The organism is Paenibacillus sp. N3/727, assembly GCF_022637315.1.
GTDB lineage: Bacteria > Bacillota > Bacilli > Paenibacillales > Paenibacillaceae > Paenibacillus_AQ > Paenibacillus_AQ uliginis.
In genome coordinates this window covers 5,383,222-5,403,552 of the sequence record NZ_CP093336.1, presented here as the reverse complement: position 1 = coordinate 5,403,552, position 20,331 = coordinate 5,383,222, and the positions used below count along the sequence as shown (strand labels likewise).

Sequence of the window (20,331 nt, the reverse complement as noted above, 5' to 3'; positions counted from 1 at the left end):
TAAGAAAGGTATATATTCCATTGTATACTTGGCTTATATTTCTCGTAGAAACACCGCCTCCCTTTAGAAGGGACGACAAAGGCGTTTCTTCTTGGACGATAGAGGAGGAGCAATAACGATGCGCATGACAAATTTTTTGCATTTTACTGAAAACCACCGTTACTGCGTATACCGCGACTTCTGTCTGAGTGGATTGGATGACAAAATGCTCAGTTCCATATATCAGCCGATGGTGGGGGCTTTCGCCGTCAGTTTATACCGCCTTATGTTCATGCATGTACCTTTAGAAATGGTAGGGTATTCGGCGATCGAACAGCAGCGCCGGCTGTTTTTAACTTTAGGCCTCGAGCCCAGTGAAAAGGGACGCAAGTATTTAATAGAGCAGACCTCCAAGCTGGAAGCTGTGGGATTGCTTCAAACGAGTCGGATGTACGTTCCGGAGACGGATGACTATATTTATGAATATGAACTACAGGCGCCATTGTCTCCTTCGGATTTTTTTAATACACAGCATCTGACACTGTTATTGCGTGACAAGGTCGGTAAATTTTCTGTGCTGTCGCTACGTGAACAGTTGTGGAGCAAGGAACCTCAGGAATGGTCGGGGATTTCGCTAAATAAAGAAAATATTTCCGTTCCATTTTATGATATTTTTGAACTGAACACCCATGTGATCGATTACGAGCTGGAGCAGGCTCTGACCGAGGTGGAACCGCCGCGGAATCCTTCAGCACAACATATCGTGCCTCAAGGTGAAGGGCTGAACTATTCTGATATTATTTTGCGGTTTCCGCGCGAATCCAAAAACAGGGTGTTTGTAGAGCGTCTTCGGTACGACCACGAACAGATGGGCATTGTCAATTATGTTGTGCGTAAGTACGACTTGAGTGTACAGGACTTGTGCCGGCTGCTCGATGAGGATGAGATCTTCTCCAGTCAAGGGGAAGTGATGCTGGACGAGCTTCAGCACAGGGCAAGTCTTCATTTCCGGCAGGGGATGAAGCTGCAGGAGAAACGGCAGATTACAGCTGGGAAGGTCGTGGCACTGCATCAGGAATTGAATGCCGATCCGGATGTGCCAGCGGAAGAGCATGCTGTACAGATGGAATATTATGTGGAGGTTCCGTCACAATTTCAATCTAAATGCGATATTCACCAATATAATATGATGCTTCGCAACGAGCCGTATACTAAGCTGCTTCAAACGTTCTTTCCTGGCTCGGTTCCGGCGCATTTTATGGAAATGTTCGAAAAGATCGACCTTAGCTACAAGCTGCCTGGTGAAGTTATCAATGTGTTGATACATTATCTGATGTCTTTGATTGCTGCAGGTGGAGATCAACGGATCAATCGGAATTTTGTTGAGGCTATTGCTTCCAATATGCTGCTGAAGCAGGTTAACAGTTATGAGAAAGCCGTCCAGTATATTCGTGACCAAGCCAAGATGAAAGGCAAACAGGCCGCAGCCGCTTCGCGTACGCGTACATACGCCAAGAGTGGAAAAGTGAAACCGGAGATTCCGGTGGCGCTGGAGTCTGCTCAAGGTGAAGCCGTGACGGAAGAGGAATATGAGGAAATGCTGAAGCTTGCTGCTAAGATGCAGGCTAGCAAGAAGAGGGGCGGATAGATTTATGCTTCGCTCTCGTGAAAGGAAGGTGTGTACGTGGAGTCTCTAGGTGAATTGCTGGAAAGTATGAAAAGTCCAGCGTTCCGTCGCCGTTCAGATCAGATTGCGGATCATCTGCTGAAGCATCCGCTCATCCTCAGTCTTCGGGCCGAACATCCGGAGCTGGATGAAAAAGTGCTGCGGACCAATCTGAGCCGTTTGTATCAATATGTCGGGGATCATGAGAACTGTGAACAGTGCCCCGGTCTGGAGCGGTGTCCCAATGATTTTCAAGGCCATTACAGCAAGTTGGATGTTCAGCCTGTGAATGGTTCTCAGGAAATATATGAACGGAAAGCTCCTTGTTCGCTGCAAATTGCTAAAAACAATGAAGATCAGATCCGAAAACGAGTTCGCAGCTTTTATTTGGATGAACGGGCTTTGAATGAAGGCTATGATGAAGTGGAAATTATGGCAAAAGACCGTCTTCGGGCTCCAGCGGTGCACCAGGTCTTTCGGTATATTCAGGATACCAAAGAGAATGGGTTGTCCCCGCGAGGATTATATCTGACTGGATCGTTCGGAACAGGGAAGACATATCTGATGTGCTATATGCTGCATGAACTGGCGAAGGAAGGTTATACCGGTGTTATTGTATATATGCCGGATTTCGTGGAAGATCTGAAATCGATGATGCAGGACGGAAGCAAGCTCAAGGAAACGGTTGAGACCATGAAAAATTGTGATCTGCTCATTTTTGATGATATTGGTGCGGAAAACTTGAATCCATGGGTACGAGATCACGTACTGGGCGCTATTTTAAATTTCCGGATGAATCGGAAGCCTACTTTTTATACTTCGAACTACCCACTTGACGGATTGGAAAGACATCTTAGCTTTACAAATAAAGATGGCGAGGAAAACCACAAGGGCCAACGTTTGATGAATCGGATTTCACCCTTTGTGGATGCTGTTCAGCTGTTCGGTGAGAATCATCGCGGAAAAGTATAAAGGATATGAGAAATCATAGATCACGTGAAACTTATAAATTCTAATATTTTGAAAAAAAGTCTGATCTCTCGCCAAAGGGCGTGTGATCAGACTTTTTTGAAATATAAGAAAGTATAAGACTTGTCATCTATACTTGGCTTATATTTCTCGCAGAATCGCCGTCGTCCTTTGAGAAGGACGACGAAGTCGTTTCAACTTGCGCAAACGGTGGGCTCCATTAAAGGATCGCACCGTTTCTTCTTACGTGCTCAGCAGAGCATTAGCCAACAAGGAACTTGATAATAACCATAGCGAAGAAAATGACGAACATAAAGCCAAACATGCCCGTGAAACCCATCATCAAATCGCCAAAATCATTACGAGGTTCTTCGTTGATATGCTCCCGAGGATCCACTGCGCGCACGTTAACATCCATGGGCCTGCCTCCTCAAAAGGTGAACTGCCGTGTGATTCATTTCCTTGACATTATCACCGGGTTCATTATTTGTAGTATACCCAATCGGTAAATCATTTGTAAAGAATGGTTGAACATTCCATTCTGCATGATAGACCTATTTCACTTTGCTTATATGGATGTGGTATACTATGGTGGTCGGCTTAGACATAATATTCTAAGCACATAATGTGACTTTCCTATAAGGAGGAGAAACTCATGGCTATCGTCAATGTATCCGACCAGACTTTTACTAATGAAGTAGAAGGTCAGGGAACGGTTGTTGTTGATTTTTGGGCGCCTTGGTGCGGTCCTTGTAAAATGCTTGCTCCGATTCTGGACGAATTGTCCCAAGAACTCGGCGATGATGTGAAAATCGCGAAGGTGAACGTAGATGAAAACCCTGAATCTGCTTCCCGTTTCGGCGTGATGAGTATCCCAACACTGATCTTCTTTAAAGACGGCCAGCCTGTTGATAAAGTTGTCGGTCTGAACTCCAAAGAAGCTTTGAAAGGCATTATTGCCAAACATCAGTAAGCAAGCATCTATTATATAGAGGATGTACGTGTACCCATACAGCGCCTTCGGTTTCGGACCGGAGGCGCTTTGTGTGGTTTTAAATCATAATCTCCCTGGAGAGGAGTAGAAGGATGGAAGATTTCGCGAAGAAGCTTCAGGAACAGGAAAAGGCGATGGAGAATATCCGTAATAAGCTGGCTCTTCTGCCCGATCTGCCGGGCTGTTACCTGATGAAGAACGGGGAAGGCACGATTATATATGTAGGTAAGGCCAAGGTTCTCAAGAATCGGGTGCGTTCCTATTTTACAGGAAGCCATGATGGGAAAACCCAGCGGCTTGTTTCTGAAATCCGCGATTTTGAATACATCGTTACAGGTAGCAACATGGAAGCCTTGATTCTGGAATGTAACCTGATCAAGACACACCAGCCTCGTTATAATGTGCTGCTCAAGGATGACAAAACGTATCCATACCTAAAGATTACGAATGAAGCGCATCCCCGGCTGGAAGTAACGCGGCGGGTGCTTAAAGATAAAGCAAAATATTTTGGACCTTATCCGAACGGTTACGCAGCCCATCAGACCAAAAAGCTGCTCGACCGTATGTATCCGCTTCGGAAGTGTGGGGTAATGCCGAAAGAGGTGTGTCTGTACTACCACATGGGCCAGTGTATGGCTCCGTGTGTGAAAGAGGTACCTCAATCGGCTTACGAGGAGATTACACGGGAAATCAGCTCTTTTCTAAGCGGTGGACATGAAGAAGTGAAAAAAGAACTGCAGCGAAAAATGCAGGAGGCGGCCGAAGAGCTGTACTTCGAGCGTGCCAAAGAGCTTCGGGATCAAATCATGCATATCGATGCTATTATGGAAAAGCAGAAGATTACTACTGCCGATACGAAGGACCGGGATGTATTTGGTTTTGCGGTTGATAAAGGCTGGATGTGTGTTCAAATTCTATATATGCGCCAGGGTAAAATGGTTCAGCGAAACGCATCCGTGTTTCCTTACTACGGAGAGGCGTACAGCGACTTCATGTCATTTGTGGCACAGTATTACAGTGACAATCCGGCTCTGCCTCAGGAAATACTTCTGCCAGGCCCTTCAGTCGATGATGCGGCTTCTGCAGAGGCAGTTGCCCCTTCGGCTGAAGCAGAAATGAAAGAGATGGATCTACAGGACGACGAAGCTATGCAGCAAGATTCTGTTCCGGCTACTGAGGCTTCCGATAAAGCCGGCGATTACCTCGGTGAAGGAGCAGGAAGCGTGGACGCTGCCGGTGGTGCTGCAGCTCTGCAGGAGTGGATCGGTGTGAAGGTGCACGTGCCGCAGCGAGGCTTGAAGCGCCAAATGATCGGGATGGCCTCGCAAAATGCCAAAGTATCACTGGATGAGAAGTTTCGGCTGATTGAACGGGATGAGGAGCGGACGTCGATTGCTGCCGCTAACCTGGGCGAGGTAATCGGTCTCGACACGCTGCATCGGATCGAAGCGTTCGATAACTCGAATATACAGGGAACGAACCCGGTCTCTGCCATGGTTGTGTTTATTAACGGCAAACCTGACAAGAAGGAATACCGGAAGTATAAAATTCGTTCCGTGCAGGGGCCGGACGACTATGAGACGATGCGAGAGGTTATACGGAGGCGCTATGAACGGGTGCTTAAGGAAAATCTGCCTATGCCCGATTTGATCGTAGTGGACGGAGGTAAGGGCCAAATTTCTGCAGCCGTGGATGTGCTGGAGAATGAGCTCGGTCTGTTCATTCCGGTCTGCGGACTTGTTAAGGATGCTAAGCATAAGACGGCGCAACTGATGGTGGGGGATCCACCAGAGCCTGTGTCGCTGCCTCGTGACAGTCAGGAGTTTTATTTACTCCAGCGTATACAGGATGAGGTTCACCGTTTCGCGATATCTTTCCACCGTGACCAGCGGGGGAAATCGATGGTTACCTCGAAGCTGGATGCGATTCCGGGAATCGGAGAGAAACGGCGTAAGATGCTCCTGAAGCATTTTGGATCTGTCAAAAAGATTAAAGAGGCCAGTATTGATGACTTCCGGCCTTTGTCTATTGGCGATAAACTCGCTAAGGAGATTTTAAGCGCACTGCGTGATGAGGAGTCATAATATATTTATGGAAAAGGAGAAACGGCCTCCGTCCTATATGGACGGATAAGCCGTTTCTTTTTTTAATGTATTGAATTTGTAGATTACGTAACCGACGATGGCCGGCAAAATAATGTAGAATATCCCCATCCACAGGTTGACCGGATCGTTCATCATCATGAGACTGAAGCCCATCAGAATGCTGTTGAACACCACATGCGAGAATACGGCGGTCATATATCCGTAACGCAAGAAGATGAAGCTGAACAGAAGTCCGATGATGACCAGCTCAATCGGTCTTGAGATGACCGGATAGATTGGATACAAGGTGTGGCCGAGGGCCCAGATGATCGAGGTGATGAGGCTGGCTACGAACGTGTTGCGGACGATTTTTTTAACCATTTTAATACCGAACAGACGATAGACAGCCTCTTCCGATATACCTGCAAACCAGGCCATCAACGGAAACAGCCATGGGTACAACATGTTAAAAGGCGACTGCGAGGCATCTGTTGTAGACCAGGTGTTGAGTGTAAGACCCAACGCGATAAAGATCAGGGACTGTACACCGAGCAGAATACAAGCCCACAAATACCCGAGTTTCATGCTTTCCAGCACGTATACGCCATAACCGGGTTCTTTGGCGCGCGGCCATGGATTTAATCCGTCTTCCTTACGCCACAATCCGTTCCCTCCGACGAGTGAGAAGTAGAGCAGGGCTGAGAATACGAGGGAGTAGCCCACATAAAAGATCATGATACCTTTAATGCTGGCATCGCTCATTCCGTCTGCTTTAAAGACTGGCAGCAGGTTATAAGTGTTCAGCATTTGAATAACAAACAACAGTAAAGCAAGGAAAATACCCCTTTTAAATGAAGTGTGAGCACTGGTTTTTACACTGTAGACGATTGCCAGAACGCCTAAAACCAGTGTAAACAATCCGTAGCCCAGCAATGTAAGCAAGGTGGCGTTAAGAGTCTGCTTCTCCACATAGGCGGTGTGAGCACTAGGAACGGAAAATACAGGCTCGTACGAACGCAGTTGGCGGTCTTCAAAGGAGAAGTTCAGCTGAAGACGGGAGTCACCGATCTTAGCTTCCGGGTCCTCATATTTCAGACCAGGTTCCCCTTCGCCAGTAATTTGTTCAAGCTTGGACGTATCATAACCCGCTCGGTGAAGCCAAGGTGCAGCAAGCGCCTCCTTCTCGGCTAGCGATATGCCGCCTTCGATCATCAGGAGCATCTGCGTTCGTACGCCGCCCATCTGCAGCATGGCCCCTTCGTAACTGGAGCCGGCTATATCATAGGAAAATCCGGCGATACCCTTGTTCTGCATATGTACATCCACATTTAAAGCTGTCCCATCATTTTGATCAAACCTTACTCGATAAACATCATAAGGATACTTGCTTTCGAACTTTTTGTTATATTCGGTCAGCAACTTTTCTTTGGATAGGTATCCGTACACATCGGAGCGGGATTGATATGTAACGAGAGGTTCTTTACCTGGTGCGATGCTGTACTGCAGCTGTTCCTGTACGAAGCGTTCAGCGGCCTCTGCCGCTGCCTCTTTGGTGATCATCTCGGGAGCTTTTACCTCTAGCGTGTCAGAGGCAGTAGACGGGAATACCTGAAAAATTAGAAACAGAATCAGGCCGATTGCCCCGAGCACCATTAAAGGTTTTTTGTTCGACTGAAGTTTAAGGGGCTGTCCTGCTTTATTCATGTCATTCCTCCTTGGTAATAGGGGTTAGAAACCGTTCGAGACGTTTCTTTCATGGAGACATAAAGTCAATATAACATAGATATGAAAGCTGCAAACGGCTTATCCATTCAAAATTATGAAAGATACGATGAAAACGAAGGAAAGATTTCGAAAACCTCAGAAAACCATGTGCTACTACTCCTGAATATGCCCAATTTCGTTCTTTTTTAAGTTAATTTACGTTAAAAGCGGCTTTGGGTTCTTAAGGGTATTGCGTTATAATCACATCATGTTAATTGAATAGATCAGCCGAATTTCGTAACGAAAATGGGGGAACCATTTAATTGGGGTGAATTTCTCTGCAGTATAGCAGTGAATAGGGCGACCTGTGATATGCCCGAATCCGTCAGCTAACCTCGTAGGCTGCAGCACAGGAACCCAAACGCGTAAGGCATTGGATTTCCAGTGTCTTTTTTTCTTTGACTTTTTTGAAGAGGTGAATATGTTGACTTCCAAATTATTTTGGCTCCGCTTGTCGCCACCGCAGATTCTTGTTATGGGGTTCGGAGGAATTATCACGATTGGAACCTTGCTCCTAATGCTGCCGATTGCCAATACGACAGGGGAACCGCTGAACTTTATGGATGCCTTATTCACTGCGACATCCGCGACCTGTGTTACCGGTCTTGTGGTGGTGGATACAGGGACATTCTTCAGTTCCTTCGGACAGGTAGTCATCATGCTCCTGATACAGATAGGCGGTTTGGGTTTCATGACCATGGCCACGCTGTTTGCGCTTGTATTAAAGCGCCGTATTTCATTAAAAGATCGTCTTGTCCTGCAGGAAGCGATGAATCAGTCATCGATGGAGGGTATCGTCCGACTAATCCGCAGGGTTCTGCTGTATTCATTGGTGATTGAAGCTTGTGGAGCACTGCTGCTGACCCTTCGCTGGGCATTTGATATGCCTTTCGGGAAAGCTTTGTACTACGGAATATTTCATGCAGTAACGATGTTTAACAATGCGGGATTTGATCTGTTCGGTCATTTTGGAAGCTTGACCGGGTTTGTGTACGACCCGCTTGTCAATTTTGTGGTTATGTTCTTGATCGTATCCGGAGGAATTGGTTTTATCGTTATGGCTGATCTAGTTGATTATAAAAAAAACCGCAAGCTGTCATTACATTCCAAGGTGGTTTTATCCATGACAGGCGCGCTTATTTTGATAGGGGCAGTTGTCATATTCATATTTGAATTCACGAATCCGAAAACATTAGGATCGCTGAATTGGGGCGGAAAAATTCTTGGCTCCTTCTTTCAATCGGTCACGCCGAGAACAGCAGGAGCCAATACGCTCGATATAACCGGTTTGCGTCAGGCTACACAGTTTTTCATAGTTATTCTGATGTTTATAGGAGCTTCCCCGGGATCAACGGGGGGCGGGATTAAAACGACGACATTTACGATGATGATCGCTGCTGTCATTGCTATGATGCGGGGCAAAGATGAGATTGTGCTGTTCCGGTATCGGCTGGTTCAGGAACGGGTTCTTAAAGCCCTGACAATTACGCTGCTTGCTCTGTTGCTGGTAATCACCGTAGCCATGATTCTTTCAACGACAGAAGATAGCAGCTTTCTCTCTATACTGTTCGAGGCAACATCCGCGTTTGGCACAGTGGGTCTGTCGATGGGATTGACACCGCACTTGTCATTGTTCGGAAAACTTCTGATTAGCATTACGATGTTTGCGGGACGACTTGGGCCTCTAACGCTTGCATATGCATTAGGCCCTAAAAAGGGTAAGGAATTGTATCGTCATCCAGAAGGAAAAATGATTATTGGATAAGGAGATTGGCTGAGAAATGAAAGCGAAGCAGTTTGTGGTAATAGGGCTCGGGCGATTCGGATCAAGTCTGGCGCTTGAGCTGATGGATTTAGGTTATGAGGTACTCGGGATCGACCGGGATGAAGAAGTGGTCGAGGATATGAGTGAGTTCCTCACCCATACCGTGGTTGCCGATGCGACGGATGAGGAAGTACTTAAATCACTCGGAATACGGAACTTTGATTGCGGCATTGTAGCAATAGGTGACGAGATCCAGACGAGTATTTTGGCGGCAATTCTTCTGAAGGAGTCAGGTGTAGCCACCGTCGTTGCCAAGGCAATATCCGTATTGCACGGCCGGGCATTGGAAAAGCTGGGTGTTGACCGGGTAATTTTTCCGGAGAGAGATATGGGAATAAGAGTTGCGCATCAGCTTGTTACGCCGAACCTTCTGGATTACATTGAACTTTCCAAGGACTACCGGATCGTGGAAATGACGGTGACGGACTGCATGGATGGCAAAACACTTAATGAACTGAATACCCGTGTCCGTTACGGGATCAGTGTTGTGGCATTGAATCAACGTTCGGGTGTGATAGTGGCTCCGACCGCGATGGATATTTTGCGTGCAGGCGATATTATGGTTGTTATAGGATCGAAAGAGAACATCGATCGCTTTGAGGGCGAAGTCGTTAATATGTAGAAACTAAGGATTTATCTATATCAATAGCTGGTATAACATCGACATATAAAGCCAATAACCTGACGTATTTCTCTCGTCAGGTTATTGGTTTTTGTCCTCTTCAAGTTTACGGAACAACGTTTCAGTCTCAGCAATCCAACGGCTGGCGGCATTGCTGAGCTCAGAGGGATTTCCGTAGATGAGACTGGTCGTTCGACGTGTCTCGATTAGAGCGGGAATGTGGATGTCAACAAGTCCATTATCCGACAGCAACTGCGGGCGAAGATAGGACTTGGGGAGGAGTGCGGCCGCTTTACAGGTGGGGATGAGACGTACAATCGCTTCGAAGGAGTCGATCTCCATACGGATGTCAGGCATGATCCCCCAGCGGTGAAACAGATCATCGGTCAGCTTCCGGTACCAAGTACCTGTTGAGAAGATGATCATGGGCAAGCCTTGAAGCTGTTCAATTCCGACCTCTTGGCTTTCAGCCATAGGATGCGTAATCGGCAGCACAAGTTCAAGATGATCGTCGAATAGCGGAATGCAGTTTAAGCCAGGCTGATTAATGGATGATGCAACGATGCCGACTTCCACTCGTTTGTCACGAACGGATGATACGATTTCATGTGTCTTGCCTGTAATTAGTTTAATTTCAGCTGTAGGATGACGTTCCATAAATGCATTCACTAAGGGAGGCAGCGTTGTTTGAAGTGTTGTCAGGCTGGCTCCGAGCGAGATGGTAATCTGATCTTCCACACGATAATGTGCAAGTGTCTGCATGAATTTCAACTGTTGCTGGCGCTGTTCCAGAGCATAGGTGTAGGCAAGCTGGCCGATGGAGGTAAGCTCGAGCCGCTTTCCGCGCCGATTAAATAGCTGGACGCCGAGTTCGCCTTCGAGTTTGGAGATTTTACGGGAAAGGGCAGGCTGGGAAAGGTTCAGCAATTTGGAAGCTTTGTTTAAGCTTGACTGCTCTACGACAATAGCGAACACGTCCAATTCTTCGAACAACATTTTTCACATCCTATATTAAATTTAGCTTATGCGTATAGAGTATAACGATTAATAATTATATTGCAATTCCATTATAAGAGAAAAAGGAGTAACATGAAATATGACACAGGATGTTCACAGAATGTGCGAAATGGGGGACATTTTGTCGTTGTATGCGTTTAGTGGATAGATGGTATGAGTGTAATGAATTATGATGAGACTTAATGAAAACGCTACACATCGGAAAGGGGAACGTCAACTGATGAAAGGGTATTATTCCAGAAAGCTGCATTCTTTGCTTGGTATCATACCGCTCGGAGCCTTCTTGCTTACTCATATGATTACCAACTTTAAGGCTTTCGATGGTGGAAAGGAAGGCTTTGATAAAGGTGTCCAATTTATAAACGGCCTACCGCTCATATTTTTCCTGGAGTTGTTCCTGATTTGGCTGCCGCTTATGTATCATGGCGTTTACGGTTTGTACATCGCCTATCAAGCAAATAACAACGTCGGCAACTACAACTATGAGCGGAACATTCGCTTTACACTGCAGCGGATTACCGGTGTTATTACGTTTGTATTTATCATCTGGCATATGTACGATACACGTTTCCAGATCGCAATGGGCAATATCACACACGATGAGTTAGGTGCAGTTATACATGGTATTGTTAACAATCCAATCCTGTATGTACTGTATGTGATCGGGATTATCTCGGCAACTTTCCACTTCGCGAACGGACTGTGGGCATTCCTCGTTAGCTGGGGCATTACGGTTGGTCCGCGTGCGCAGCGTGTATCTTCATACATCTGCCTGGGTTTGTTCGTCCTTATGAGCGTATTGTTTATTCTTGCCATGACCGCATTCAAGAACTCCGAGTTCCAGGCGGCGACAGCTTTTATTGATATGTTTAAGACAGTTTTGAGCTAAGGGGAGTGAACAGAAATGGCATCTAACATTATTGTGGTGGGCGGTGGATTAGCTGGTTTGATGGCAACCATCAAGGCAGCAGAAGCTGGAGCTCACGTTCATTTATTCTCACTGGTACCTGTTAAACGTTCCCACTCCGTGTGCGCACAGGGCGGAATTAACGGAGCCGTTAATACAAAAGGGGAAGGCGACTCTCCTTGGGAGCATTTTGATGATTCTGTATATGGCGGTGACTTTTTGGCAAACCAGCCACCGATTAAAGCGATGTGTGATGCAGCACCAGGTATTATTCACCTGATGGACCGGATGGGGGTTATGTTCAACCGGACTCCAGAAGGGTTGCTCGATTTCCGTCGTTTCGGTGGTACGAAACATCACCGTACAGCATATGCAGGTGCTACGACAGGCCAGCAGCTTCTGTACGCACTTGATGAGCAGGTTCGCCGCTGGGAAACAGCCGGTCTAGTAACGAAGTATGAGAACTGGGAGTTCCTGAACGCTGTCATTGATGATGAAGGCGTATGCCGCGGTATCTCAGCTCAAGATCTGCGTTCGATGGAAATCCGTACATTCCCGGGCGACGCGGTTATTCTAGCAAGTGGTGGTCCAGGTATTATTTTCGGCAAGACGACGAACTCCGTTATTAATACCGGTACTGCAGCGAGCGCTGTGTATCAGCAAGGTGTACATTATGCGAACGGAGAATTCATTCAGATTCATCCGACAGCGATTCCAGGCGATGATAAGCTGCGCCTCATGTCTGAATCCGCGCGTGGTGAAGGTGGCCGCATCTGGACGTATAAGGAAGGCAAACCTTGGTACTTCCTTGAAGAGAAGTATCCTGCTTATGGTAACTTGGTGCCGCGGGATATTGCGACACGAGAAATATTCAACGTTTGCGTCGATCAGGGACTAGGAATTAACGGAGAGAACATGGTTTATCTGGACCTTTCTCATAAAGACCCTAAGGAGCTTGATGTAAAACTCGGGGGCATCATCGAGATTTATGAGAAATTTATGGGAGATGACCCGCGTAAGATCCCTATGAAAATCTTCCCAGGAGTTCATTACTCCATGGGTGGCATGTGGGTTGATTACAATCAGATGACGAATATTCCTGGGTTGTTTGCTGCCGGAGAATGTGAGTACCAATATCACGGTGCCAACCGATTGGGTGCAAACTCTCTCGTATCCGCTATCTATGGCGGTATGGTAGCCGGACCGAAAGCAATTGAGTATGTTAAAGGTTTGAAGAAATCGTCTCAGGATGTTTCGTCCGCAATTTTTGATCGGGCTGCGAAAGAGCAATCCGCTAAATTCGATGGCCTCTTGAAAATGCAGGGCACAGAAAACGCTTATGTACTGCATAAAGAGCTGGGCGAGTGGATGACCAACAATATGACCGTTGTTCGCTACAATGACAAGCTGGAAGCGACAATTGGCAAGATTAAAGAACTGAAGCAGCGTTATAAAAAAATCAACATGACGGATACTTCCCGCTGGAACAACCAGGGTGCAGCGTTTACCCGCCAGTTGTGGAACATGCTTGAGCTTGCTGAGGCGATGACTCTAGGAGCGCTTCTGCGTAACGAGAGCCGTGGAGCTCACTACAAGCCTGATTTCCCAGATCGTATTGACGAGGAGTTTTTGAAGACAACGAAAGCGACTTGGACACCGGACGGACCACAGATTTCGTATGAAGAAGTGGATGTTTCCTTGATCCCGCCGCGTATTCGCGACTATTCGAAAGAAAAGTAAGAAGGGGGATTTGACATGGCTCAAACCACAGCAGCCTCGAAGAACGTCAAATTTTTAATTACCCGCCAGGACAGCCCGGAGACGAAAGCCTATACTGAGGAATTCGAACTTCCGTACCGCCCCGGCATGAACGTAATTAGTGCATTGATGGAAATTCAGCGTAATCCGAAAAATGCTCAAGGTCAGTCGACTACTCCGGTATGTTGGGATTCCAACTGCCTCGAGGAAGTTTGCGGTGCCTGCTCCATGGTGATTAATGGCAAGCCGCGTCAGGCTTGTGCTGCGCTCATCGATAAGCTGGAACAGCCGATTCGAATTCAGCCGATGAAGACTTTTCCAGTCGTGCGCGATTTGGTTATTGACCGCAGCCGGATGTTTACGGCGCTTAAGAAGGTTAAAGCCTGGATTCCGATTGACGGCACCTATGATCTCGGTGCAGGACCGCGGATGCCTGAGAAGAAGCGTCAATGGGCTTATGAGCTGTCCAAATGTATGACATGCGGTGTATGCCTTGAGGCATGCCCGAACGTCAATGAGAAGACTGATTTTATCGGTCCGGCAGCTATCTCACAAGTTCGTCTCTTTAACGCCCATCCAACTGGCGAGATGAACAAGGAAGAGCGCTTGGATGCACTGATGGAGGACGGAGGCATTGAAGGATGCGGTAACTCGCAAAACTGTGTACGTTCCTGTCCGAAAGGCATTCCACTCACAACATCTATTGCCGAGATGAATAAAGATACGACCAAGCATCTGTTCAAACGTTGGTTGAGCGTATAACAAGACTTGATGATATTGAAGAGCATTTGTCCATTGGTGGAAAGAGGACAAGTGCTCTTTTTTTTATGAAATGTTATATTATACCTTTATTGATTAAGTCTGAAAGAGGAGAGAAAATGATGATTGTTGAAAAACCAGTGACTATTGAAGATTTAGCTAATGATCTAAGACGTCTTGGGATCAGACCCGGAATGATGCTATTGGTTCACTCCTCTTTAAAGAGTGTGGGAGGTTGGATCGTTGGTGGAGCAGAAGCGGTCATTATGGCCTTGGAGGAGTTGCTGGGGGAAGAAGGAACATTGGTTATGCCAACGCATTCCGCTGACTTGACCGACCCATCCACATGGAGAAATCCTCCGGCGGATCCCAAGTGGTGGCAGCTGATTCGGGATTCCATGCCACCCTATGATAAAGATTTCACGCTCACATCCGGTATGGGTCAAATTCCGGAAACGTTCCGGACACAGTCGGATGTTCTTCGGAGCGCCCATCCACATGTATCTTTTGCGGCAAGAGGTAAAAATGCGGAGGCTGTCACACAATCACATCCACTGTCTGACAGTTTGGGGGAACAATCGCCTCTCGCTAAGCTTTATGAACTGGGAGCTTATGTCTTGATGCTAGGAACGAGCTATGAGAATAATACATCCTTTCATCTGGCGGAGTATCGGGGAGCTTGGCAGGGAAAACAAAAGATAACAGCAAATGCTCCGGTAAGAAGAGAAGGCGGCAGAACGGTATGGGAGGAATTCAGCGACATCAACTTTGATTCGGATGATTTTGAACAAGCAGGGGCTGATTTTGAACGCGATTGTCCTGATGGCTATACCCGGGGGAGCGTGCACAACAGCACCTGTGTACTGGCACAGCAGCGCATCATGGTCGATTATGCTGTAAAGTGGATAGAGGCGAATCGGAAGGCATGATATAAATACTCATATAATCTAGCAGTGAAAGTTGTATAAAGCGCAACTTTATTCCATGATACAGCGATGAAGAACGATTTGTTGCATGCAATACAACAATAGGGGATAGAAAATCTGTTATTTACCTCTTTCTAAATGGGATTGTTGTAGAATCTACAACAATATCAGCGGGCTCGAGCATTCTGCTCGCCCAATGTTGTATAACATACAGAATTACTAATCACTTATATCATGTTTGACCATAGTAGCAGCCCATTGAGATGTTAGATATATCATTAAATTTATCAAGAGTACTTGCAACCAATTCGATTTAATAATCGTCAAGCACTAACTTTGGTGACGAGGCAAAAAAAACCCCCTTCCTTTGGAAAAATGGAAGTAACGAGCTACCACATTACGAAGGAAAAGGTTTCTACATTCAATATATTATGATCTGATTGGGCAATCAGCTCGAGCACCCCATCGTTTAAGGCTTCATCAGCTTCCGCAGCAGATTCAGCCCATTCTTGCCGGGATAGCGGAAAGAAAAGTCAAACATATTCGTCTGTCGCAGGACACTTTTCATATGTGAGAAGGTCTGGAAACTGTGTTCGCCGTGATAGGCGCCCATTCCGCTTTCACCCACGCCTCCGAATGGAAGGTGAGGAGTAGCCAGATGCATAAGTGTATCATTAACACAACCTCCGCCGAAGGAAATGTTAGACAGAATTTTGTTCTGAACACCAGAGTCCTTGCTAAACAGATAAAGGGCAAGCGGCTTGGGTCTAGCATTGACCGCGGCAATCACTTCATCCAGATGATCGTAAGTTAATATAGGGAAAATCGGGCCGAATATTTCTTCCTGCATGACCGGCATGTTCCAAGTGATATCATCCAGCAGAGTAGGTTCAATGAGCAGCTTGCCTGCATCACTTTTGCCACCATGACGGATGGATCCGTTATTCAGGAAATCGGAGAGACGCTGAAAATGCTTCTCTGATACGATCTGGCCATAATCCGAATTAGAAAGGGGAGAATCGCCGTAAAAATCGGTGATCGCTTCCCTCATATGGCCCAAAAGCTGTTCCTTTACACTGTGATGCACCAACAGGTAATCTGGAGCAATACAGGTCTGTCCCGCGTTGGTAAATTTACCGAAAATGATTCGCTTTGCGGTGAGTTCCAGCGGGGCATCTTCATGAACGATGCAAGGGCTTTTGCCGCCAAGCTCCAATGTGACGGGAATGAGATTTTTGGCGGCTGCCTGCATGACGATTTTGCCGACTGGGATACTGCCTGTGAAAAAAATATAATCCATCGGTTGTTCCAGCAGACGGGTACTCGTATCCGGGCCGCCTTCTACAACCGCTACATACTGCTCAGGGAAGGTCTCCTTGATTAGAGACGAGATAACACCGGAAACGGTAGGTGTCAGCTCTGATGGTTTAATAATGGCTGTATTGCCTGCTGCCAATGCCCCGATCAGCGGAGCTATAGCGAGCTGCCATGGATAATTCCATGGAGAGATAATAAGAACAGTACCATACGGCTCAGGGTGGATTTTTCCCCGGCTTCCGACGTGTGTCAGTGCGGTTTTTACCCGACGGGGTTTTGCCCATTTGCGGATATTTTTTATAACGTAGGACAGCTCTTTATATACAATACCGATTTCAGTTGTGAATGCTTCCTGCTCACTCTTATTTAAATCCTTACGTAGCGCGCTTAAAACCTCTTCTTCCTTCGAAATTAAAGCACTGCGCAGTTTGTTAAGCTGTTCGATGCGGAAACTTACATCCCTGGATGCTCCCGACTTGAAATAACGGCGCTGGTCTAGAACTAATTCCTCAATAGAATCGTTAACGATCATAGGTGAACGAGCTCCTCTCTCTACCATGTGTAAAACCTATGGTTAATGATGCTCTCTAATAGATTATAAAGGAGGCTGCTCCAAAATGAAAAATGATCCGGATCTCACGGAAGTTTCAGATCAAAAGGTTGGGGACAAGCCTCCTTACACCTTAACCCGGCGGCAGTTTCTAAAGCTGAGTACATCTGTCCTGATTGGAGCGGGACTTGCAGCTGGGGGCTACGCTTCGCTGCTTGAGCCCAAAATGCTGGAGATTATCAGGATTACGCTGCATCAGAAACGGCTGCCAGAAGCTTTTGACGGGATGAAAATTGCTCATTTCAGCGACCTTCATTTAGGGTTCCAGACGGATGCCAAAGATGCGAAAAAAATAGTGAGTACCATCAACCGGGAACGTCCTGATCTGATCTGTTTTACTGGTGATATGGTAGACGGTCCGGTAGATGCCATGGTAGAAGCTGTCGATCCGTTTTCTGCGCTAAAGGCACCTCTGGGTGTGCTGTCCATTGTGGGGAACCATGATTTTGACGATGTGAAACGGCTCATCTCGCTTCAGGAAAAGGCGGGGTTTACCGTGCTGCGCAACGAACATATGCTGTTGAAACGAAATGGCGGACACATGGCTGTCGCCGGTTTGGATGACCAGTTACTAGGATCACCTGATCCAGAAAAGGCGCTGAAGGGAATCCCGGAGAAAATGTACACATTGCTCATGATGCACGAGCCGGATTATGCCGATTGGGCAGCCCAGTATCACTTTGATCTGCAGCTGTCCGGTCACAGCCATGGTGGGCAGATCCGTTTGCCGTGGATCGGGGAGGTTATTACACCCCCAGGCTCCAAAAAGTACGTCAAGGGACTGTATACGATAGGAAACTCACGCATGTCACTCTATGTAAACAGAGGGATCGGAACGACCCGCCTGCCTTTCCGGTTTCTGTGTAAGCCGGAGCTTACCATTTTGACTTTGAGAAAAAGTAGGATATAACCTAAGAAGGGAAGTATTTAGGAGGGGATACGAGTTACATTTTGCAAGTTTCACCTTTTGTTACACAATTGAAATATACCTGTTATCAAACTCTAACAGCAGCAGGGTACACTTATCACATGACCCCCTTTTGAGAATATATATCTTGTTTAGGACCCGGATTTCCGGGTCCTCTTTTTTTTGTGTATACAAAACGGAAGGACGACCGGAGCCTCTAATTAAAGAGGCACGGTCACCTTCATCTTCTGCTTGTAATATACCCACTTTGTAAAACCGATATCTTTCAGTACGGCAGCAACTTCTTCGAAATCTTCCCCTACCCTGGAAGGCTTATGGGCGTCTGATCCAAATGTAACCTCGACACCATGGTAATGTGCCCGTTCTAATATTTCATTAGAAGGATACCAGCCACCGCACATTTTTGTTTTGCCTGAGGTGTTGATCTCAATAGCGACTCCACATTCCGCAATCACCTTAAGGGTTTCTTCCAGCGCATCTTCAGTCAAAATGTCCGTAAACGATGGATAGTTACCTTTCATGGCATCGATATGTCCAAGAATCTGGAACATGCCGCTCTGGGCCGATTGACGAATGAGTGAGAAATACTCCTCTTTTTCGGCTATCTTTTGCTTTGGCGTAAATCCTTTCCAACGATTCTTGTTGAAAATACTGACACCGCTCACCTGATGGACAGAGCCAATGATGTAGTCGAAAGGATAGAGGGAAAGGGCTTGACGGTATGTTTCTGCATGCTCAGGGAAAAAATCCGATTCAATTCCAAGAAGCACATCGATTTTTCCCTCGTACTCTTGCTTCAATTGAAGAACTTCGTTCACATAATTGGCGATCTCAGCTTTACCCATGGCAATGAAAGGAAAGGGCTGTTCTTCTGGGCTCCCAAAATAAGGAGTATGGTCTGATATACCAATGACCTTAAGGCCGGCACCAATTGCCGCCTCAACGTATTCCCTGATGTTTCCGTCTGCATGTCCGCAGCGGAAATGGTGAGTGTGCAGATCGAATTTCATGATGTCCTCCTTGAAAGAAAGTTGAAATGCTCATTCGCTACTGATGAACTGGGTTTCCGGCATCCCCTTCAAATCACTGATAAATTGACGCATAGCCGAACTGACGTATCTTCCGCTCTTATAAATAACACCAACGGGATGGCTGACTTCCAGCTCCGAAAGAGGAACGATTTGAAGCGTTCCGTTCCGAAGCTCTGTAGATACAGACTGTTTGGATATAATGGCGGCGCCGAGATTGATCTCGACCATCCGCTTAATCTCCTCGCTGCTTGACAGCTCCATGACAACTTGAGGGTTTACTCCATGTGATTTCATGACATCATCGGCAAATCTGCGACCCACAGTATCCTGAGTTAGCAGGATTAAAGGAGTCTGACCGAGCACTTCGATACCCGCTTTTCTTGATTTGGCCAGAGGATGCTGTGGAGATACGACCAATTCAAAAGAGTCATAGAAAAGAATGGAAGAGTTTACGTTGGGGTTCCGTTCGATTAGGTACCCGATCCCGATGTCGATTAGGTTGTTCTCAACGCTGTGATAAATTTGCGAAGAGGCCATGGACTGAATCGTTGTTTTGATATATGGAAACTGATCCTGAAAATAAGACAGCACTCTCGGCAAAATCTGAATCGCAATCGAAGTTGTGGTTCCGAGCCGGATATGCCCTTGGGGGGTCTGGTCCAGGTCGGCCAACCTTTGCTTCAGTTCGTCTACGATTCTGAGGATATGTTCTGCGTGTTCTACGAACACCTGACCCCGGTCCGTCAGTGTTACAGGCTGACTGCGGTCAACAAGCACGGTTTTGAATTCATCTTCGAGACTTTTGATTTGGGCCGAAACGGCTGGCTGGGTCAAATTAAGCAATTCCCCCGCTTTTCGAAAGCTCATTGTTTTGGAGATGGTGATGAGTGTTTCCAATTGGCTAATGTTCATGACCGTCCTCCTGACCTGATTTCATTTTTCCGTGCCTTCCAAACGATGTAATCTTATTAATTTAAATTATAGGTGATTATGAATACCGGGGCAATGTGAAGCCGCTAATGTTCCGGTTTTTAAGGCAACAGGGGGTTCTAATTAATATTTTCTAATATTTAATTGTAAAATGTGAGGGATAAAAACCGATAATATTAAAGACTGATATTATAGGACTACGACTAAAGGCCTTACTTTTTATCGGTGTTTATCTACAAAGTGCC

General features: G+C 46.5%; 17 protein-coding genes and 1 riboswitch. Of the genes, 11 read left to right on the top strand and 6 right to left on the bottom strand.

The annotated features are described in order from the left end of the window. Positions 1-118 precede the first annotated feature (118 nt). On the top strand, positions 119-1,627 hold the full coding sequence (locus tag MNQ98_RS25135) for a replication initiation and membrane attachment family protein (RefSeq protein ID WP_241930674.1): 1,509 nt from the start codon (positions 119-121) through the stop codon (positions 1,625-1,627). A 36-nt stretch (positions 1,628-1,663) separates the two neighbouring features. Next, positions 1,664-2,617, top strand: a complete 954-nt coding sequence (gene dnaI / locus MNQ98_RS25130; RefSeq protein WP_241930673.1) for a primosomal protein DnaI — start codon at positions 1,664-1,666, stop codon at positions 2,615-2,617. Between the two features lie 259 nt (positions 2,618-2,876). Here dnaI and MNQ98_RS25125 read toward each other — a convergent pair whose 3' ends face one another. Further along, entirely contained in the window at positions 2,877-3,032 is a 156-nt protein-coding gene (locus tag MNQ98_RS25125) for a YqzM family protein (protein WP_208917864.1), read from the bottom strand. 237 nt (positions 3,033-3,269) lie between these two features. Here MNQ98_RS25125 and trxA point away from each other — a divergent pair, with 237 nt between their 5' ends. Next, entirely contained in the window at positions 3,270-3,587 is a 318-nt protein-coding gene (trxA, locus tag MNQ98_RS25120) for a thioredoxin (RefSeq protein ID WP_208917865.1), read from the top strand. A 113-nt stretch (positions 3,588-3,700) separates the two neighbouring features. Further along, the gene (gene uvrC / locus MNQ98_RS25115; protein WP_241930672.1) at positions 3,701-5,692 is read left to right on the top strand and encodes an excinuclease ABC subunit UvrC; all 1,992 of its coding nucleotides are present in this window, start codon (positions 3,701-3,703) and stop codon (positions 5,690-5,692) included. 33 nt (positions 5,693-5,725) lie between these two features. On the opposite strand, the gene MNQ98_RS25110 is transcribed toward uvrC, so the two are convergent. Then, positions 5,726-7,396, bottom strand: a complete 1,671-nt coding sequence (locus tag MNQ98_RS25110; protein ID WP_241930671.1) for a CPBP family intramembrane glutamic endopeptidase — start codon at positions 7,394-7,396, stop codon at positions 5,726-5,728. Between the two features lie 276 nt (positions 7,397-7,672). After that, positions 7,673-7,815: riboswitch (cyclic di-AMP (ydaO/yuaA leader) on the top strand. 62 nt (positions 7,816-7,877) lie between these two features. On the opposite strand from MNQ98_RS25110, the gene MNQ98_RS25105 reads away from it, so the two are divergent. Further along, positions 7,878-9,221 carry a TrkH family potassium uptake protein gene (locus tag MNQ98_RS25105; protein WP_241930670.1) on the top strand — a complete coding sequence of 448 codons (1,344 nt, stop codon included), beginning with the start codon at positions 7,878-7,880 and terminating at the stop codon, positions 9,219-9,221. 16 nt (positions 9,222-9,237) lie between these two features. Continuing rightward, a complete protein-coding gene (locus tag MNQ98_RS25100; protein WP_241930669.1) occupies positions 9,238-9,903 on the top strand; it encodes a potassium channel family protein in 666 nt (221 codons plus the stop codon). An 81-nt stretch (positions 9,904-9,984) separates the two neighbouring features. Here MNQ98_RS25100 and MNQ98_RS25095 read toward each other — a convergent pair whose 3' ends face one another. Next, positions 9,985-10,896 (bottom strand): LysR family transcriptional regulator, encoded by a 912-nt coding sequence (locus MNQ98_RS25095; protein WP_241934040.1) that lies wholly within the window; start codon positions 10,894-10,896, stop codon positions 9,985-9,987. Between the two features lie 244 nt (positions 10,897-11,140). Between MNQ98_RS25095 and MNQ98_RS25090 the strand changes: the two genes are divergently transcribed. From MNQ98_RS25090 to MNQ98_RS25075, 4 genes are all read left to right on the top strand, one after another. Then, the gene (locus MNQ98_RS25090; protein WP_241934039.1) at positions 11,141-11,809 is read left to right on the top strand and encodes a succinate dehydrogenase cytochrome b558 subunit; all 669 of its coding nucleotides are present in this window, start codon (positions 11,141-11,143) and stop codon (positions 11,807-11,809) included. 15 nt (positions 11,810-11,824) lie between these two features. Beyond that, on the top strand, positions 11,825-13,567 hold the full coding sequence (gene sdhA / locus MNQ98_RS25085) for a succinate dehydrogenase flavoprotein subunit (RefSeq protein ID WP_241930668.1): 1,743 nt from the start codon (positions 11,825-11,827) through the stop codon (positions 13,565-13,567). A gap of 15 nt (positions 13,568-13,582) precedes the next feature. Next, positions 13,583-14,347, top strand: coding sequence for a succinate dehydrogenase iron-sulfur subunit (sdhB, locus tag MNQ98_RS25080; RefSeq protein ID WP_208917871.1), 765 nt, complete (start codon positions 13,583-13,585; stop codon positions 14,345-14,347). A 119-nt stretch (positions 14,348-14,466) separates the two neighbouring features. Continuing rightward, a complete protein-coding gene (locus MNQ98_RS25075; protein WP_241934038.1) occupies positions 14,467-15,273 on the top strand; it encodes an AAC(3) family N-acetyltransferase in 807 nt (268 codons plus the stop codon). Between the two features lie 466 nt (positions 15,274-15,739). On the opposite strand, the gene MNQ98_RS25070 is transcribed toward MNQ98_RS25075, so the two are convergent. Further along, entirely contained in the window at positions 15,740-17,119 is a 1,380-nt protein-coding gene (locus MNQ98_RS25070; RefSeq protein WP_241930667.1) for an aldehyde dehydrogenase, read from the bottom strand. An 85-nt stretch (positions 17,120-17,204) separates the two neighbouring features. Between MNQ98_RS25070 and MNQ98_RS25065 the strand changes: the two genes are divergently transcribed. Next, the gene (locus tag MNQ98_RS25065) at positions 17,205-18,107 is read left to right on the top strand and encodes a metallophosphoesterase (RefSeq protein ID WP_241930666.1); all 903 of its coding nucleotides are present in this window, start codon (positions 17,205-17,207) and stop codon (positions 18,105-18,107) included. Positions 18,108-18,325: 218 nt separating this feature from the next. Here the strand turns inward: MNQ98_RS25065 and MNQ98_RS25060 are convergent, their stop codons facing one another. Both MNQ98_RS25060 and MNQ98_RS25055 read right to left on the bottom strand, forming a co-directional pair. After that, a complete protein-coding gene (locus tag MNQ98_RS25060) occupies positions 18,326-19,135 on the bottom strand; it encodes a histidinol-phosphatase (RefSeq protein ID WP_241930665.1) in 810 nt (269 codons plus the stop codon). 30 nt (positions 19,136-19,165) lie between these two features. Beyond that, positions 19,166-20,068, bottom strand: a complete 903-nt coding sequence (locus tag MNQ98_RS25055) for a LysR family transcriptional regulator (protein ID WP_241930664.1) — start codon at positions 20,066-20,068, stop codon at positions 19,166-19,168. Positions 20,069-20,331 lie beyond the last annotated feature (263 nt).

Coding starts and splice junctions, on each gene's coding strand:
- sdhB (WP_208917871.1), top strand. CDS start 13,583: ATGGCTCAAACCACAGCAGCCTCGAAGAACGTCAAATTTTTAATTACC.
- MNQ98_RS25075 (WP_241934038.1), top strand. CDS start 14,467: ATGATTGTTGAAAAACCAGTGACTATTGAAGATTTAGCTAATGATCTA.
- MNQ98_RS25090 (WP_241934039.1), top strand. CDS start 11,141: ATGAAAGGGTATTATTCCAGAAAGCTGCATTCTTTGCTTGGTATCATA.
- MNQ98_RS25065 (WP_241930666.1), top strand. CDS start 17,205: ATGAAAAATGATCCGGATCTCACGGAAGTTTCAGATCAAAAGGTTGGG.
- MNQ98_RS25135 (WP_241930674.1), top strand. CDS start 119: ATGCGCATGACAAATTTTTTGCATTTTACTGAAAACCACCGTTACTGC.
- MNQ98_RS25070 (WP_241930667.1), bottom strand. CDS start 17,119: ATGATCGTTAACGATTCTATTGAGGAATTAGTTCTAGACCAGCGCCGT.
- MNQ98_RS25055 (WP_241930664.1), bottom strand. CDS start 20,068: ATGAACATTAGCCAATTGGAAACACTCATCACCATCTCCAAAACAATG.
- sdhA (WP_241930668.1), top strand. CDS start 11,825: ATGGCATCTAACATTATTGTGGTGGGCGGTGGATTAGCTGGTTTGATG.
- uvrC (WP_241930672.1), top strand. CDS start 3,701: ATGGAAGATTTCGCGAAGAAGCTTCAGGAACAGGAAAAGGCGATGGAG.
- MNQ98_RS25125 (WP_208917864.1), bottom strand. CDS start 3,032: ATGGATGTTAACGTGCGCGCAGTGGATCCTCGGGAGCATATCAACGAA.
- MNQ98_RS25110 (WP_241930671.1), bottom strand. CDS start 7,396: ATGAATAAAGCAGGACAGCCCCTTAAACTTCAGTCGAACAAAAAACCT.
- MNQ98_RS25060 (WP_241930665.1), bottom strand. CDS start 19,135: ATGAAATTCGATCTGCACACTCACCATTTCCGCTGCGGACATGCAGAC.
- MNQ98_RS25105 (WP_241930670.1), top strand. CDS start 7,878: ATGTTGACTTCCAAATTATTTTGGCTCCGCTTGTCGCCACCGCAGATT.
- MNQ98_RS25100 (WP_241930669.1), top strand. CDS start 9,238: ATGAAAGCGAAGCAGTTTGTGGTAATAGGGCTCGGGCGATTCGGATCA.
- trxA (WP_208917865.1), top strand. CDS start 3,270: ATGGCTATCGTCAATGTATCCGACCAGACTTTTACTAATGAAGTAGAA.